Origin of the sequence: Streptomyces sirii, assembly GCF_045690365.1 — a bacterium.
GTDB lineage: Bacteria > Actinomycetota > Actinomycetes > Streptomycetales > Streptomycetaceae > Streptomyces > Streptomyces sirii.
In genome coordinates this window covers 6566027-6582490 of record NZ_CP147982.1, presented here as the reverse complement: position 1 = coordinate 6582490, position 16464 = coordinate 6566027, and the positions used below count along the sequence as shown (strand labels likewise).

Genomic DNA, 16464 nt, shown 5'->3' with positions numbered 1-16464 from the left:
CCAACTCCGCGGCGAGTTCGAACCGGACGCCACCGTGCCTAAAAGGCCGGCTGCAGCAATCCGCCCAGCGCATTGCAGGCACCGACCATCTTGTGCAGCTCCCGCCGAGACATTCCCATGTGCACGGGCAGCGCCAGCGTCTCGTCCACCGCACGCTCGGTCTCCGGCAGAAACACATCCCGCCGCAACCCCGGCATCCGGTAGACCGGCGCCAGCACGGGCACCTTGCACACAACTCCCTTGGCACGCAACGCCCGCCCGAACGCGTCCCGGTCCGGCCGCCCGTTCCCCGGCACCCGCACCACATACTGCTCATAGGTGTGCCCCGCCGCCGGCTTCGGCGTCCAGACCCCGTTGAGCCGGCTGTCCAGATACGCCGCATGCGCCCGACGCAGCTCCGCCCCGGCCGGATCCGCCCCGGGCTCGTCCTCGACCAGCACCAACAGCCCGTGCCGCTGCCCCACTTCACGGATCCAGCCGACGTCGGCCCGCCGCCCGAACCGGTGCATCGCCACGACGGCAGCGGTCCGGCTGGTCACCGCGTCCGCGACCGCGGCCGGGTCCAGGCAGTAGCTCTCGGCATCCACCTCGGCGAACACCGGCACCGCGCCCAGCTCCACCACGGCCCGGGCCACTTCGGCGTTGCCGTACGCCGACAACACGACCTCGTCACCGGCGCGTACGCCGGCCGCCCTGAGTGTTCCCACTGTGCCCATGAGGCGGATCCTCGTCAGATGAGGTGAACGTCGCGTTACACCCACCACCCGAAAATCAGAACAAAAAAGCTCTGGTCCCTGAACCACGAAGGTTCAGGGACCAGAGCTGAAGAATTGTTCGGCGGCGTCCTACTCTCCCACAGGGTCCCCCCTGCAGTACCATCGGCGCTGAAAGGCTTAGCTTCCGGGTTCGGAATGTAACCGGGCGTTTCCCTAACGCTATGACCACCGAAACACTATGAAGTTAACCAACCGGAGCATGACTCAACGGTCGTTACTTCAGAACCTACACAGTGGACGCGAGCAACTGAGGACAAGCCCTCGGCCTATTAGTACCAGTCAACTCCACCGGTTACCCGGCTTCCATATCTGGCCTATCAACCCAGTCGTCTACTGGGAGCCTTACCCTCTCAAGGAGGTGGGAGCCCTCATCTCGAAGCAGGCTTCCCGCTTAGATGCTTTCAGCGGTTATCCTTTCCGAACGTAGCCAACCAGCCATGCCCTTGGCAGGACAACTGGCACACCAGAGGTTCGTCCGTCCCGGTCCTCTCGTACTAGGGACAGCCCTTCTCAAGACTCCTACGCGCACAGCGGATAGGGACCGAACTGTCTCACGACGTTCTAAACCCAGCTCGCGTACCGCTTTAATGGGCGAACAGCCCAACCCTTGGGACCGACTCCAGCCCCAGGATGCGACGAGCCGACATCGAGGTGCCAAACCATCCCGTCGATATGGACTCTTGGGGAAGATCAGCCTGTTATCCCCGGGGTACCTTTTATCCGTTGAGCGACGGCGCTTCCACAAGCCACCGCCGGATCACTAGTCCCTACTTTCGTACCTGCTCGACCCGTCAGTCTCACAGTCAAGCTCCCTTGTGCACTTACACTCAACACCTGATTGCCAACCAGGCTGAGGGAACCTTTGGGCGCCTCCGTTACTCTTTAGGAGGCAACCGCCCCAGTTAAACTACCCACCAGACACTGTCCCTGATCCGGATCACGGACCCAGGTTAGACATCCAGCACGACCAGAGTGGTATTTCAACAATGACTCCACCATGACTGGCGTCACGGCTTCAAAGTCTCCCACCTATCCTACACAAGCCGAACCGAACACCAATATCAAGCTATAGTAAAGGTCCCGGGGTCTTTCCGTCCTGCTGCGCGAAACGAGCATCTTTACTCGTAATGCAATTTCACCGGGCCTATGGTTGAGACAGTCGAGAAGTCGTTACGCCATTCGTGCAGGTCGGAACTTACCCGACAAGGAATTTCGCTACCTTAGGATGGTTATAGTTACCACCGCCGTTTACTGGCGCTTAAGTTCTCAGCTTCGCCACACCGAAATGTGACTAACCGGTCCCCTTAACGTTCCAGCACCGGGCAGGCGTCAGTCCGTATACATCGCCTTACGGCTTCGCACGGACCTGTGTTTTTAGTAAACAGTCGCTTCTCGCTGGTCTCTGCGGCCACCCCCAGCTCAGGAAGTAAATCCCATCACCGGAAATGGCCCCCCTTCTCCCGAAGTTACGGGGGCATTTTGCCGAGTTCCTTAACCATAGTTCACCCGAACGCCTCGGTATTCTCTACCTGACCACCTGAGTCGGTTTAGGGTACGGGCCGCCATGAAACTCGCTAGAGGCTTTTCTCGACAGCATAGGATCATCCACTTCACCACAATCGGCTCGGCATCAGGTCTCAGACTTATATGCTGTCCGGATTTGCCTAGACAGCGTCCTACACCCTTACCCCGGGACAACCACCGCCCGGGCTGGACTACCTTCCTGCGTCACCCCATCGCTTACCTACTACCACCTTGGATCGGCGGCTCCACCACGTCCCTTTGTCCGAAGACTCCAGGCCGGCTTCACGGCCTTAGCATTAATGGATTCGATATTGGGCGTTTCAAAGCGGGTACCGGAATATCAACCGGTTGTCCATCGACTACGCCTGTCGGCCTCGCCTTAGGTCCCGACTTACCCTGGGCAGATCAGCTTGACCCAGGAACCCTTAGTCAATCGGCGCACACGTTTCCCACGTGTGTATCGCTACTCATGCCTGCATTCTCACTCGTGAACCGTCCACAACTCGTTTCCACGGCTGCTTCACCCGGCACACGACGCTCCCCTACCCATCACAGCGGGCGTTGGCCCTCATGCTGCAATGACACGACTTCGGCGGTGTGCTTGAGCCCCGCTACATTGTCGGCGCGGAATCACTTGACCAGTGAGCTATTACGCACTCTTTCAAGGGTGGCTGCTTCTAAGCCAACCTCCTGGTTGTCTCTGCGACTCCACATCCTTTCCCACTTAGCACACGCTTAGGGGCCTTAGTCGATGCTCTGGGCTGTTTCCCTCTCGACCATGGAGCTTATCCCCCACAGTCTCACTGCCGCGCTCTCACTTACCGGCATTCGGAGTTTGGCTAAGGTCAGTAACCCGGTAGGGCCCATCGCCTATCCAGTGCTCTACCTCCGGCAAGAAACACACGACGCTGCACCTAAATGCATTTCGGGGAGAACCAGCTATCACGGAGTTTGATTGGCCTTTCACCCCTAACCACAGGTCATCCCCCAGGTTTTCAACCCTGGTGGGTTCGGTCCTCCACGAAGTCTTACCTCCGCTTCAACCTGCCCATGGCTAGATCACTCCGCTTCGGGTCTTGGGCACGCTACTCAACGCCCTATTCGGACTCGCTTTCGCTACGGCTTCCCCACACGGGTTAACCTCGCAACATACCGCAAACTCGCAGGCTCATTCTTCAAAAGGCACGCAGTCACGACACAAGGACAAGTCCTTGTGCGACGCTCCCACGGCTTGTAGGCACACGGTTTCAGGTACTATTTCACTCCGCTCCCGCGGTACTTTTCACCATTCCCTCACGGTACTATCCGCTATCGGTCACCAGGGAATATTTAGGCTTAACGGGTGGTCCCGCCAGATTCACACGGGATTTCTCGGGCCCCGTGCTACTTGGGTGATTCTCAAACGAGCCGTCAATGTTTCAGCTACGGGGGTCTTACCCTCTACGCCGGACCTTTCGCATGTCCTTCGCCTACATCAACGGTTTCTGACTCGTCTCATCGCCGGCAGACGATGAAAGAGAACTCCCACGACCCCGCACTGGCAACCCCTGCCGGGTATCACACCAATACGGTTTAGCCTCATCCGGTTTCGCTCGCCACTACTCCCGGAATCACGGTTGTTTTCTCTTCCTGCGGGTACTGAGATGTTTCACTTCCCCGCGTTCCCTCCACATACCCTATGTGTTCAGGTATGGGTGACAGCCCATGACGACTGCCGGGTTTCCCCATTCGGACACCCCCGGATCAAAGCTCGGTTGACAGCTCCCCGGGGCCTATCGCGGCCTCCCACGTCCTTCATCGGTTCCTGGTGCCAAGGCATCCACCGTGCGCCCTTAAAAACTTGGCCACAGATGCTCGCGTCCACTGTGCAGTTCTCAAGCAACGACCAGCCACCCACCACCCCAACCCGAAGGCTGAGTTCACTGGGGCCGGCATCGCGAAGGTCCAGACTCACAGTCCGTACCCTCAGATACCCAACAACGTGCCCGACACGATCCCCCAAGACCCACGTTCCACGCCGAAGCAGTACTAATGAACCCTCAGAAACCGTGCCGAATAGTCAACGTTCCACCCATGAGCAACCAGCATCAGACATTCGCTGATGTACTGGCCTCTGACCAAGCCAGGCTTGGTAAGAAGTGCTCCTTAGAAAGGAGGTGATCCAGCCGCACCTTCCGGTACGGCTACCTTGTTACGACTTCGTCCCAATCGCCAGTCCCACCTTCGACGATTCCCTCCCACAAGGGGTTGGGCCACCGGCTTCGGGTGTTACCGACTTTCGTGACGTGACGGGCGGTGTGTACAAGGCCCGGGAACGTATTCACCGCAGCAATGCTGATCTGCGATTACTAGCAACTCCGACTTCATGGGGTCGAGTTGCAGACCCCAATCCGAACTGAGACCGGCTTTTTGAGATTCGCTCCACCTCGCGGTATCGCAGCTCATTGTACCGGCCATTGTAGCACGTGTGCAGCCCAAGACATAAGGGGCATGATGACTTGACGTCGTCCCCACCTTCCTCCGAGTTGACCCCGGCAGTCTCCTGTGAGTCCCCATCACCCCGAAGGGCATGCTGGCAACACAGAACAAGGGTTGCGCTCGTTGCGGGACTTAACCCAACATCTCACGACACGAGCTGACGACAGCCATGCACCACCTGTACACCGACCACAAGGGGGACCCTGTCTCCAGGGTTTTCCGGCGTATGTCAAGCCTTGGTAAGGTTCTTCGCGTTGCGTCGAATTAAGCCACATGCTCCGCTGCTTGTGCGGGCCCCCGTCAATTCCTTTGAGTTTTAGCCTTGCGGCCGTACTCCCCAGGCGGGGAACTTAATGCGTTAGCTGCGGCACGGACGACGTGGAATGTCGCCCACACCTAGTTCCCAACGTTTACGGCGTGGACTACCAGGGTATCTAATCCTGTTCGCTCCCCACGCTTTCGCTCCTCAGCGTCAGTATCGGCCCAGAGATCCGCCTTCGCCACCGGTGTTCCTCCTGATATCTGCGCATTTCACCGCTACACCAGGAATTCCGATCTCCCCTACCGAACTCTAGCCTGCCCGTATCGAATGCAGACCCGGGGTTAAGCCCCGGGCTTTCACATCCGACGTGACAAGCCGCCTACGAGCTCTTTACGCCCAATAATTCCGGACAACGCTTGCGCCCTACGTATTACCGCGGCTGCTGGCACGTAGTTAGCCGGCGCTTCTTCTGCAGGTACCGTCACTCTCGCTTCTTCCCTGCTGAAAGAGGTTTACAACCCGAAGGCCGTCATCCCTCACGCGGCGTCGCTGCATCAGGCTTTCGCCCATTGTGCAATATTCCCCACTGCTGCCTCCCGTAGGAGTCTGGGCCGTGTCTCAGTCCCAGTGTGGCCGGTCGCCCTCTCAGGCCGGCTACCCGTCGTCGCCTTGGTAGGCCATTACCCCACCAACAAGCTGATAGGCCGCGGGCTCATCCTTCACCGCCGGAGCTTTCCACGCACAGACCATGCGGTCGCGCGTCATATCCGGTATTAGACCCCGTTTCCAGGGCTTGTCCCAGAGTGAAGGGCAGATTGCCCACGTGTTACTCACCCGTTCGCCACTAATCCCCTCCCGAAGGAGGTTCATCGTTCGACTTGCATGTGTTAAGCACGCCGCCAGCGTTCGTCCTGAGCCAGGATCAAACTCTCCGTGAATGCTTTACCCGACTGCGTTTAATGAAAAACGGCGGGTGACACTCGCGTTGAGCGGAACAAGCAGGCGGAATAAGCCTGCTCGTTCACAGCGTCCTCGCTGTGTGTTGCCTACCCGCACATTGTGCTGGTAGGACTTTCAAAGGAACCTCATCTCCCGGATGTTTCCGGTCGACGGGGTATCAACATATCTGGCGTTGACTTTTGGCACGCTGTTGAGTTCTCAAGGAACGGACGCTTCCTTTGTTCCTGTTTCACCAGGATCTCCGGGCGCTTCCCTTCGGTCTTGCGTTTCCGACTCTATCAGATCCTTGCGGCTCCGATTTTCGCCGGTGCGTTTCGGTCTTTCGACTTCTTCGCGTTTCCGACTCTATCAGATCCGGTTTCGCTTGGATTCCGGTTCCGATTTTCGTCGGAGGAGTTTTGCCTTTCGGCTGATCCGACTTTATCAGATTCCTCTGGGTCGGAATTCCGTCTGGTGTGGGAAGCGATCCGTACGCACAGCGCGCGGGGCTTCCCGTTCAGGCGGAGCCGTAAACGTACTGGAGCGGGGCGCCTGGATGCAAATCCAGGCGCCCCGCTCCGACTTGAGTACCTTCGTACGACTCTGTGCGTCAGACCTCGACGACCACAGGGAGGATCATCGGGCGGCGACGGTAGTTGTCCGACACCCACTTGCCGACCGAGCGGCGGACCAGCTGCTGGAGCTGGTGGGGCTCGGTGATGCCGTCCTGAGCCGACTTGGCGAGGGCCTCATCGATCTTGGGGATCACGGCGGAGAAGGCGGCGTCGTCGATTCCCGAGCCGCGGGCGTGGATGTTCGGGCCACCGACGATCTTGCCGGTGCTGCTGTCCACGACCAAGTAGACGGAGATGATGCCCTCGTCGCCCAGGATCCGGCGGTCCTTGAGGTGGGCCTCGGTGACATCGCCGACCGACAGGCCGTCGACGTAGACATAGCCCGCCTGGACCTTGCCGGAGATCCTCGCGACGCCGTCGACCAGGTCGACCACGACGCCGTCCTCGGCGATCACGATCCGGTCCTTCGGCACACCGGTCAGCGCACCCAGCTCGGCGTTGGCGCGCAGATGGCGCCATTCGCCGTGCACCGGCATCAGGTTCTTCGGCTTGCAGATGTTGTAGAAGTACAGCAGCTCGCCGGCCGAGGCGTGGCCCGAGACATGGACCTTGGCGTTGCCCTTGTGGACGACGTTGGCGCCCCAGCGGGTCAGTCCGTTGATCACCCGGTAGACCGCGTTCTCGTTGCCGGGGATGAGCGAGGACGCCAGGATCACCGTGTCGCCCTGGACGATCCGGATCTGGTGGTCGCGGTTGGCCATCCGGGACAGCGCCGCCATCGGCTCGCCCTGGGAGCCCGTGCAGACCAGCACGACCTCGTCGTCGGGGAGGTCGTCGAGGGTCTTGACGTCGACGACCAGGCCTGCCGGGACCTTCAGATATCCCAGCTCACGGGCGATGCCCATGTTGCGGACCATCGAGCGGCCGACGAAGGCGACCCGGCGGCCGTACTCATGGGCCGCGTCGAGGATCTGCTGGATGCGGTGCACATGGCTGGCGAAGCTGGCGACGATGATCCGCTTCTGGGCGTTCGCGAACACCTGGCGCAGCACGTTGGAGATATCGCGCTCGGGCGGGACGAAGCCGGGGACCTCGGCGTTCGTGGAGTCGGAGAGGAGGAGGTCGATGCCCTCCTCGCCGAGCCTGGCGAACGCGGGGAGGTCGGTGAGGCGGCGGTCCAGCGGGAGCTGGTCCATCTTGAAGTCGCCGGTGTGGACGACCATGCCCGCGGGGGTGCGGATGGCGACGGCCAGCGCGTCGGGGATGGAGTGGTTGACCGCGACGAACTCGCAGTCGAAGGAGCCGATCTTCTCGGTGTGCCCCTCCTTCACCTCCAGGGTGTAGGGGCGGATCCGGTGCTCCTGGAGCTTGGCCTCGATCAGGGCGAGGGTCAGCTTGGAGCCGATCAGCGGGATGTCCGGCTTCTCGCGCAGGAGGTAGGGGACACCGCCGATGTGGTCCTCGTGGCCGTGCGTGAGCACGATGCCGTCGATGTCGTCGAGGCGGTCCCTGACGGACGAGAAGTCCGGCAGGATCAGGTCGATTCCGGGCTGCTCCTCCTCGGGGAAGAGCACTCCGCAGTCGACGATCAGCAGCCGGCCACCGTATTCGAAGACCGTCATGTTGCGGCCGATCTCCCCCAGGCCGCCGAGGGGGGTGACGCGCAGGCCGCCCTTGGGAAGCTTCGGCGGCGCGCCGAGCTCAGGATGCGGATGACTCAAAAGACTCTCCTCACCACACACGCCACGCTGCCGTCGAGGCACGTGGCGCGCATGACATTCGTGCACTTGCTATGTGGCGGTTGTTGGTCCGTATTCAGTTATGAAGTCTGTGTTCAGAGCTGTACCCCGCCGGCGGCGAGATCGCGCTTGAGCTGTTCGGTCTCCTCGGGGGAGAGCTCGACGAGCGGCAGGCGCAGCGGGCCGGCGGGCAGGTTCTGCAGGCCGAGGGCGGCCTTGGTCGTGATCACGCCCTGGGTGCGGAACATGCCGGTGAAGACGGGCAGCAGCTTCTGGTGGATCTCGGTGGCCTTGGTGACGTCGCCGTTGAGGTGGGCGTCCAGGAGGGCGCGCAGCTCGGGGGTGACGATATGGCCCACCACGGAGACGAACCCGATGGCTCCGACCGAGAGCAGCGGGAGGTTCAGCATGTCGTCGCCGCTGTACCAGGCGAGGCCGGAGCGCGCGATGGCCCAGCTGGCGCGGCCGAGGTCGCCCTTGGCGTCCTTGTTGGCGACGATCCGGGGGTGCTCGGCCAGCCGGACGATGGTCTCGGTGTTGATCGGGACGCCGCTGCGGCCGGGGATGTCATAGAGCATGACCGGCAGGTCGGTGGCGTCCGCGATGGCCGTGAAGTGCCGCAGCAGGCCCTCCTGCGGCGGCTTGCTGTAGTACGGCGTCACCGCGAGCAGGCCATGGGCGCCGGCGTCCTGGGCGGCGCGGGCCAGCTCGAGGCTGTGGTGGGTGTCGTTGGTGCCGGCTCCGGCGACGACAAAGGCACGATCGCCGACCGCATCGACCACGGCGCGGACGAGCTGCGCTTTCTCCGCGTCGCTCGTGGTCGGGGACTCTCCGGTGGTGCCGTTGACGACGAGGCCGTCGTTACCGGCGTCCACCAGGTGTGCGGCGAGCCGCTGCGCGCCGTCGAGGTCGAGGGCGCCATCCGCCGTGAACGGCGTGACCATTGCGGTCAGCACCCGCCCGAAGGGGGTCTGCGGTGTGGAAGTCGGAGCCATGGGTCCCACGCTACTCGTAGCTCACCGCGGGGTGCGCCTCCGGGGAGCAGGGATGTGGACTCCGGCACTGCCTGCTCGGGGGTTCAAGCAGTGCCGGGTCCGTCTGTTCAGCGTAGATGAACTTCTCAAAGGGCCGCAATCCGGACATCTCGCATGCCTGCCCTGCGGGCCCGGCGCCCGGCCCGCCGCCTGGGCTTTACGGCGCGATCCGACCGTTGGCGTTGAATGCGCCGTACGTGAGCGGCATGAGCTTGGCCCAGTGGGCCTCCATCTGCTCCCCGACCATTTCGATCTCGCGCTGCGGGAAGGACGGCACCTTCGCCTGCTCGTGCTGCGTGCGCAGGCCGAGGAAGTGCATCAGGGAGCGTGCGTTGCAGGTCGCGTACATGGAGGAGAACAGACCGACGGGGAGCACGGCGCGGGCGACCTCGCGGGCGACGCCGGCGGCGAGCATCTCCTGATAGGCCTCGTACGCCTGGCGGTAGGAGTCCTCCATGACGCGGCCGGTGAGCTCCTGCTGCGCCTGGGTGCCCTCGACGAACTCGTACTTGCCGGGGCGGCCCTGCTGGACGAGCTTGCGGGACTCCCCGGGGACGTAGAAGACCGGGTCCAGCTGGCGGTAGCGACCGGACTCCTCGTTGTACGACCAGCCGACGCGGTGGCGCATGAACTCGCGGAAGACGAAGATCGGCGCGCTGATGAAGAACGTCATGGAGTTGTGCTCGAAGGGGCTGCCGTGCCGGTCCCGCATCAGGTAGTTGATCAAGCCCTTGGAGCGCTCCGGGTCCTTCTGCAGCTCCTCGAGGGACTGCTCGCCGGCCGTGGAGACGCGGGCCGCCCACAGCACGTCGCTGTCCGCGGCGCTGTGCTTGACCAGCTCGACCGTCACCTCGCTCCGGAAGCTGACGGCTGCGCCGTCAGGGCTCTCAGTGCTCTCGGCGGGGGTGTGGGACACCGGCGGTTCCTTCCGTTCGATCCTCGTGCGCGACCAGCCTACGGCCCGGCACTGACAGCCGAGAGAATGCGGCGTGATGCCGCGTTAGCCGCAAAAGGGACGGCCTGTAGCAGGGCGTGGAGCGGGAGTTGATATTTTTCACAGAAGTCTCGGAAAACGGGCACCAATCGGACGCCACATACGTCTAACCCTGTGACAGTGCCCACTTCGAGGTTCCTAGGAGAGCCCGCTCATGTTCCGCCGGCGAGAGCCCGTCCCGTTCGCCTTCGTTGCCGAGGCAGACCGGTTCCGCAGCAATGTCACTCCCCCGCCGCGCGAGCGCGCCTCCCGCGCGCAGCTCCTCGGCCAGTCACTGATCACGCTGACAGTCGTGGGCGGCCTGGCCGGCGCCCTGCTGTTCGGCGTTCCCGCGCTGCAGCAGGACAGCTCGGCCCCGAATCGGACGCATCAGTCCGAGGCGGCCCATCGCTGAACGGGCGAGCGGGGCGGACCACCGGGTGGTTCCGCTCCGCAGGTCCCGATAGCCTCACCGGTCACAGCTACCGTCAGCACGTTCGTATGTGCTGAGCCGCCCCGAGTGAGGATCAGCCGTGCCCCTGCCCTTCCTGACGGCCGACCGCGACCTCGATGCCGCGGATTCGGCCGCGCTGCCTCATGACGAGCCCGACCACTGGCGCCGTCCCTACCGCCCCGGACCGTGGCGGGTGGGGGCGGCGTCGGTGCTTTTGCTGCTCGCCTCGTTCGTACTGCTCTCCTCGATGATCATCGCGATGGCCGGCTCGCTGCCCGGCGCCGGGATCGTCGCGGCGGTCGGCGCCCTGACGATCGCCCTCGCGCTGCGGCTGCTGAGGGTGGGCGTGTGGGTCAGCGCGCACGGCCTGCGGCAGGTGAACCTGCTGCGTACGACGACGGAGCCGTGGAGCGCCGTCGCGTCGGTGCGGACCCGCCAGCAGCCGGTGCGCTGGCTGGGGCTGCCGCGGACGGTGCAGGGGCAGGCCCTGGTCGTCGACCGCAGGCGGGGCGGGCCGCTGCGGACCCTGGTCACCGACCACAACGCCGACTTCCTGCACCGCCCGGACGCGTTCGAACGGGCCACCGACGTGCTGGAGGCCTGGGCGGCGGAGTACCGCGCCTGAGGCCTGTCCGCAGAGCGGGGTCGGACAGGTCCCCGGCGCGATCCGGCGGGACCGGGCGCGCTCCCGGTCAGGCGGGCTGGGACGGAGCGCCGTCGTGCAGCGCGATCGCGCGCTGCATGGCCTTGCGGGCGCGCGGGGTGTCCCGGGCGTCGTGGTAGGCGACCGCGAGGCGGAACCACGTGCGCCAGTCGCCCGGCGCGTCCTCCGTCTCGGCCTGCCGCCGGGCAAAGACCGCATCGGCCGCGTCGCGGTCGATCCGGCCGCCGGGGGTCCGCTCCAGCTCGTCGACCGGCAGTGCGCCCTCGGCCTCCAGCGCGTGCGCCAGCCGGTGCGCGTCGCGCGCGAAGCGGGTGTTGTGCCAGAGGAACCAGGCGCCGATGCACGGCAGCACGAAGGCCACCGCGCCCATCCCCATCGCGGCCGGCTCACCGGTCAGCAGCAGGAGTACGCCCTCCAGCGCCACCACGCCGAAGACGATCACCAGCACGGTGGCGAGGAAGAAGTACGTGATCTTGCCGCCCATGACCGTCCGCCTCAGTCCAGGTCGAGGAAGTGTTCCAGGCCCACGGTCAGGCCCGGCGTGCTCACCACGCGGCGCACACCGAGCAGGATGCCCGGCATGAAGCTGCTGTGGTGGAGGGAGTCGTGGCGGATGGTGAGGGTCTCGCCCTCCCCGCCGAACAGCACCTCCTGGTGGGCCAGCAGCCCGCGCAGCCGTACCGAGTGCACCGGCACGCCGTCCACGTCCGCGCCGCGGGCACCGTCCAGCGCGGTGCTGGTGGCGTCCGGCTGCGGGGCGCAGCCGGCCTCCTCGCGGGCCTTGGCGATCAGCTGGGCGGTGCGGGCCGCGGTGCCGGACGGGGCGTCCGCCTTCTTCGGGTGGTGCAGCTCGACGACCTCGACCGACTCGAAGAAGCGCGCCGCCTGCTGGGCGAACCGCATGGTCAGCACCGCACCGATGGAGAAGTTCGGGGCGATCAGCACGCCCGCCTCCGGCGAGGCGGCGAGCGAGGTGCGCAGCTGCGCGAGGCGCTCGTCGGTCCAGCCGGTGGTGCCGACCACCGCGTGGATGCCGTGCCGCACGCAGAAGTCGAGGTTGCCCATCACCGCGCCGGGGTTGGTCAGCTCGACCACGACCTGGGCGCCGGCCTCGACCAGCGTCTCCAGCTTGTCCCCCCGGCCGAGCCCGGCGACCAGCTCCATGTCCTCGGCGGCCTCGACGGCCCGTACGGCCTCGGAGCCGATGCGTCCCTGGGCTCCGAGTACGGCCACGCGCAGCTTGCTCATCGTTTCCAGTCTCTCTCTCGGTGGTACGGCGGCGGGCCTAGGCGACGACGTCGTCCAGGCGTGCCGCCTGCCGGTCCTTCAGGGGGCCGATGACGGACAGCGAGGGGCGGTGGCCGAGCACGTCGCGGGCCACCTCGCGGACCTCGTCGGGGGTGACGGCCGCTATCCGGGCGAGCATCTCGTCGACCGACATCTGTCCGCCCCAGCACAGCTCGCTCTTGCCGATGCGGTGCATCAGCGCGCCGGTGTCCTCCAGGCCGAGGACGGTGGAGCCGCGCAGCTGGCCGATGGCACGGTGGATCTCGTCGTCGCTGAGGCCGTGCGCCGCCACCTGGTCGAGCTCGTCGCGGCAGATCTTCAGGACGTCGTGCACCTGGTTGGGACGGCAGCCGGCGTAGACGCCGAAGAGGCCGCAGTCGGCGAAGCCCGAGGTGTACGAGTACACGCTGTAGGCCAGGCCGCGCTTCTCCCGGACCTCCTGGAAGAGCCGGGAGGACATGCCGCCGCCCAGGGCCGTGTTCAGCACGCCCATCGCCCAGCGGCGGTCGTCGGTGCGTGCCATGCCGGGCATCCCGAGGATCACATGGGCCTGCTCGGTCTTGCGGTTGAGCAGCTCCACGCGGCCGGTGGTGCGGATGGCGCGGGTGCCGGAGCGCGGGGCGATCGGGACGGCGTCGGTCCGGTCCAGCGCCCCGGCCTGCTCGAAGGCACGGCGGACCATGCGGACGACCTTGGCGTGGTCGATGTTGCCGGCGGCGGTGACGACCAGGTGCGTGGGGTCGTAGTGCTTCTTGTAGAACCGGCGGACGCGGTCGGCGGTGAGGGCGTTGACGGTGTCGACGGTGCCCAGGACCGGGCGGCCGAGCGGGGTGTCACCGAGCATGGTGTGCGCGAACAGGTCGTGCACGCAGTCGCCGGGGTCGTCCTCGGTCATCGCGATCTCTTCGAGGATGACGCCGCGCTCGGCGTCCACGTCCTCGGCCTCGATCAGCGAGCCGGTGAGCATGTCGCAGACCACGTCTATGGCCAGCGGCAGGTCGGTGTCGAGCACCCGCGCGTAGTAGCAGGTGTACTCCTTCGCGGTGAAGGCGTTCATCTCGCCGCCGACCGCGTCGATGGCGGCGGAGATGTCCAGCGCGCTGCGCCGCTCGGTGCCCTTGAAGAGCAGGTGCTCGAGGTAGTGCGTGGCGCCGTTGAGGGCCGGGGTCTCATCGCGGGAGCCGACGTTCGCCCAGATCCCGAAGGTCACGGAGCGGACCGACGGCAGCGTCTCGGTGACGATGCGCAGGCCGCCGGGGAGGGTGGTCCGGCGGACCGTGCCGGCGCCCGCGGTGCCTTTGAGAAGCGTTTGGGTACGGGCGACGGCCCGCCCCTCCGAAGAGGTGCGGGCCGTCGTCCTGTGCGTACGCGACGTCACTTGTCGGTGTCGTCCTTCGTGTCGGCCTTAGCGGCGTCTTCCTCCTCGATCACGGGGATCAGGGAGAGCTTGCCGCGCTGGTCGATCTCGGCGATCTCGACCTGGACCTTGGCGCCCACCGCGAGCACGTCCTCGACGTTCTCCACGCGCTTGCCACCGGCGAGCTTGCGGATCTGCGAGATGTGCAGCAGGCCGTCCTTGCCCGGGAGCAGGGAGACGAACGCACCGAAGGTGGTGGTCTTGACGACCGTGCCCAGGTAGCGCTCGCCGACCTCCGGCATGGTCGGGTTGGCGATGCCGTTGATCGTGGCGCGGGCGGCCTCGGCGGCCGGGCCGTCGGCGGCACCGATGTAGATCGTGCCGTCGTCCTCGATCGTGATGTCGGCGCCGGTGTCCTCCTGGATCTGGTTGATCATCTTGCCCTTGGGGCCGATGACCTCACCGATCTTGTCCACCGGGATCTTGACGGTGATGATCCGCGGCGCGTTCGGGGACATCTCGTCCGGAACGTCGATCGCCTCGTTCATCACGTCCAGGATGTGCATCCGCGCGTCGCGGGCCTGCTTGAGGGCCGCGGCCAGGACGGAGGCCGGGATGCCGTCCAGCTTGGTGTCCAGCTGGAGGGCGGTCACGAAGGTCTTCGTGCCGGCGACCTTGAAGTCCATGTCACCGAAGGCGTCCTCCGCACCGAGGATGTCGGTGAGGGTGACGTAGTGGGTCTCGCCGTCGATCTCCTGGGAGATCAGGCCCATGGCGATGCCCGCGACCGGGGCCTTGAGGGGCACACCGGCGTTGAACAGCGACATGGTCGAGGCGCAGACCGAGCCCATGGACGTGGATCCGTTGGAGCCGAGGGCCTCGGAGACCTGACGGATCGCGTACGGGAACTCCTCGCGGGTCGGCAGCACCGGCACGATGGCGCGCTCGGCCAGCGCGCCGTGGCCGATCTCGCGGCGCTTGGGCGAGCCCACGCGGCCGGTCTCACCGACGGAGTACGGCGGGAAGTTGTAGTTGTGCATGTAGCGCTTGCGGGTCACCGGGGAGAGGGTGTCCAGCTGCTGCTCCATGCGGAGCATGTTGAGGGTGGTGACGCCCAGGATCTGGGTCTCGCCACGCTCGAACAGGGCGGAGCCGTGCACCCGCGGGATCGCCTCGACCTCGGCGGCGAGCGTACGGATGTCCGTGACGCCGCGGCCGTCGATGCGCTTCTTCTCCTTGATGACGCGCTCACGGACCAGGGTCTTGGTCAGCGAGCGGTACGCGGCGGAGATCTCCTTCTCGCGGCCCTCGAACTCCGGCAGCAGCTTCTCGGCGGCCAGGCCCTTGACGCGGTCCAGCTCGGCCTCGCGGTCCTGCTTGCCGGCGATGGTCAGCGCCTGCGTGAGCTCGTCCTTGACGGCCTTGGTCAGCGCCTCCAGGACGTCGTCCTGGTACTCAAGGAAGACCGGGAACTCGCCGACGGGCTTCGCGGCCTTGGCGGCGAGGTCCGACTGCGCCTTGCACAGGACCTTGATGAACGGCTTCGCGGCCTCGAGACCGGCGGCGACGACCTCTTCGGTCGGGGCCTCGGCGCCGTCCTTGACGAGCTGGATGGTCTTCTCGGTGGCCTCGGCCTCGACCATCATGATCGCGACGTCGCCGTCCGGGAGGACGCGGCCGGCCACGACCATGTCGAAGACGGCGTCCTCGAGCTCGGTGTGGGTCGGGAACGCCACCCACTGGCCCTTGATCAGGGCGACGCGGGTACCGCCGATGGGGCCGGAGAAGGGCAGGCCGGCCAGCTGCGTGGAGCAGGAGGCGGCGTTGATGGCGACCACGTCGTAGAGGTGGTCGGGGTTGAGCGCCATGATCGTCTCGACGATCTGGATCTCGTTGCGCAGGCCCTTCTTGAAGGACGGGCGCAGCGGGCGGTCGATCAGGCGACAGGTGAGGATGGCGTCCTCGGAGGGGCGGCCCTCACGACGGAAGAAGGAGCCGGGGATCTTCCCGGCTGCGTACATCCGCTCCTCGACGTCGACGGTCAGCGGGAAGAAGTCCAGCTGGTCCTTCGGGTTCTTGGAGGCGGTGGTGGCCGACAGCACCATGGTGTCGTCGTCCAGGTACGCGACGGCGGAGCCGGCGGCCTGCTTGGCCAGGCGGCCCGTCTCGAAGCGGATGGTGCGGGTGCCGTAGCTGCCGTTGTCGATCACGGCTTCGGCGTAGTGGGTCTCGTTCTCCACCAGGAATATCTCCTCGTCTGCGTCTGCTGCCCGTATGGCGGCAGACCGTCTTCGGTGGAGCGCCGGTGCGGGCCGGTCTTCGATCGAAGCTCCCGGAGGGGGTCGCATGCCGTGCATGGACCGTCCGGGGGCCACTACCGAGGACCGGCGGCCAGGAGGCGC

General features: G+C 65.3%; 10 protein-coding genes and 3 rRNA genes. 2 read left to right on the top strand and 11 right to left on the bottom strand.

Translation table 11 applies throughout. From position 1 onward, the window contains the following. Nucleotides 1-38: 38 nt before the first annotated feature. From WAB15_RS29720 to thyX, 7 genes are all read right to left on the bottom strand, one after another. Nucleotides 39-716: a DegT/DnrJ/EryC1/StrS family aminotransferase gene (locus WAB15_RS29720; protein WP_399150973.1), complete on the bottom strand. Its 678-nt coding sequence runs from the start codon at nucleotides 714-716 to the stop codon at nucleotides 39-41. Nucleotides 717-832: 116 nt separating this feature from the next. Then, nucleotides 833-949: ribosomal RNA gene (gene rrf / locus WAB15_RS29715) — 5S ribosomal RNA — on the bottom strand. A 76-nt stretch (nucleotides 950-1025) separates the two neighbouring features. Further along, nucleotides 1026-4146: ribosomal RNA gene (locus WAB15_RS29710) — 23S ribosomal RNA — on the bottom strand. A gap of 303 nt (nucleotides 4147-4449) precedes the next feature. Next, nucleotides 4450-5978, bottom strand: a 16S ribosomal RNA gene (locus WAB15_RS29705). The 16S, 23S and 5S rRNA genes sit together here, the layout of an rRNA operon. Nucleotides 5979-6589: 611 nt before the next feature. After that, complete coding sequence (locus tag WAB15_RS29700) at nucleotides 6590-8275, bottom strand: ribonuclease J (protein WP_399151140.1); 1686 nt, start codon at nucleotides 8273-8275, stop codon at nucleotides 6590-6592. Nucleotides 8276-8388: 113 nt separating this feature from the next. Beyond that, on the bottom strand, nucleotides 8389-9288 hold the full coding sequence (dapA, locus tag WAB15_RS29695; RefSeq protein ID WP_399151141.1) for a 4-hydroxy-tetrahydrodipicolinate synthase: 900 nt from the start codon (nucleotides 9286-9288) through the stop codon (nucleotides 8389-8391). Between the two features lie 196 nt (nucleotides 9289-9484). Further along, complete coding sequence (gene thyX / locus WAB15_RS29690; protein WP_399151142.1) at nucleotides 9485-10243, bottom strand: FAD-dependent thymidylate synthase; 759 nt, start codon at nucleotides 10241-10243, stop codon at nucleotides 9485-9487. 232 nt (nucleotides 10244-10475) lie between these two features. On the opposite strand from thyX, the gene WAB15_RS29685 reads away from it, so the two are divergent. Together WAB15_RS29685 and WAB15_RS29680 are read left to right on the top strand one after the other, a co-directional pair. Continuing rightward, nucleotides 10476-10715, top strand: coding sequence for a hypothetical protein (locus WAB15_RS29685; protein WP_393493601.1), 240 nt, complete (start codon nucleotides 10476-10478; stop codon nucleotides 10713-10715). A gap of 118 nt (nucleotides 10716-10833) precedes the next feature. Beyond that, nucleotides 10834-11379: a PH domain-containing protein gene (locus WAB15_RS29680; RefSeq protein ID WP_399151143.1), complete on the top strand. Its 546-nt coding sequence runs from the start codon at nucleotides 10834-10836 to the stop codon at nucleotides 11377-11379. A 67-nt stretch (nucleotides 11380-11446) separates the two neighbouring features. Here WAB15_RS29680 and WAB15_RS29675 read toward each other — a convergent pair whose 3' ends face one another. The 4 genes from WAB15_RS29675 to WAB15_RS29660 are packed head-to-tail and all read right to left on the bottom strand — an operon-like array spanning nucleotide 11447 to nucleotide 16302. Beyond that, entirely contained in the window at nucleotides 11447-11902 is a 456-nt protein-coding gene (locus WAB15_RS29675) for a hypothetical protein (RefSeq protein ID WP_399151144.1), read from the bottom strand. An 11-nt stretch (nucleotides 11903-11913) separates the two neighbouring features. Continuing rightward, a complete protein-coding gene (dapB, locus tag WAB15_RS29670) occupies nucleotides 11914-12666 on the bottom strand; it encodes a 4-hydroxy-tetrahydrodipicolinate reductase (protein ID WP_384442872.1) in 753 nt (250 codons plus the stop codon). A 37-nt stretch (nucleotides 12667-12703) separates the two neighbouring features. Further along, nucleotides 12704-14083, bottom strand: a complete 1380-nt coding sequence (locus WAB15_RS29665) for a M16 family metallopeptidase (RefSeq protein ID WP_399151145.1) — start codon at nucleotides 14081-14083, stop codon at nucleotides 12704-12706. Next, nucleotides 14080-16302, bottom strand: a complete 2223-nt coding sequence (locus tag WAB15_RS29660) for a polyribonucleotide nucleotidyltransferase (protein WP_399151146.1) — start codon at nucleotides 16300-16302, stop codon at nucleotides 14080-14082. The genes WAB15_RS29665 and WAB15_RS29660 overlap by 4 nt, the downstream gene beginning before the upstream one ends. Nucleotides 16303-16464 lie beyond the last annotated feature (162 nt).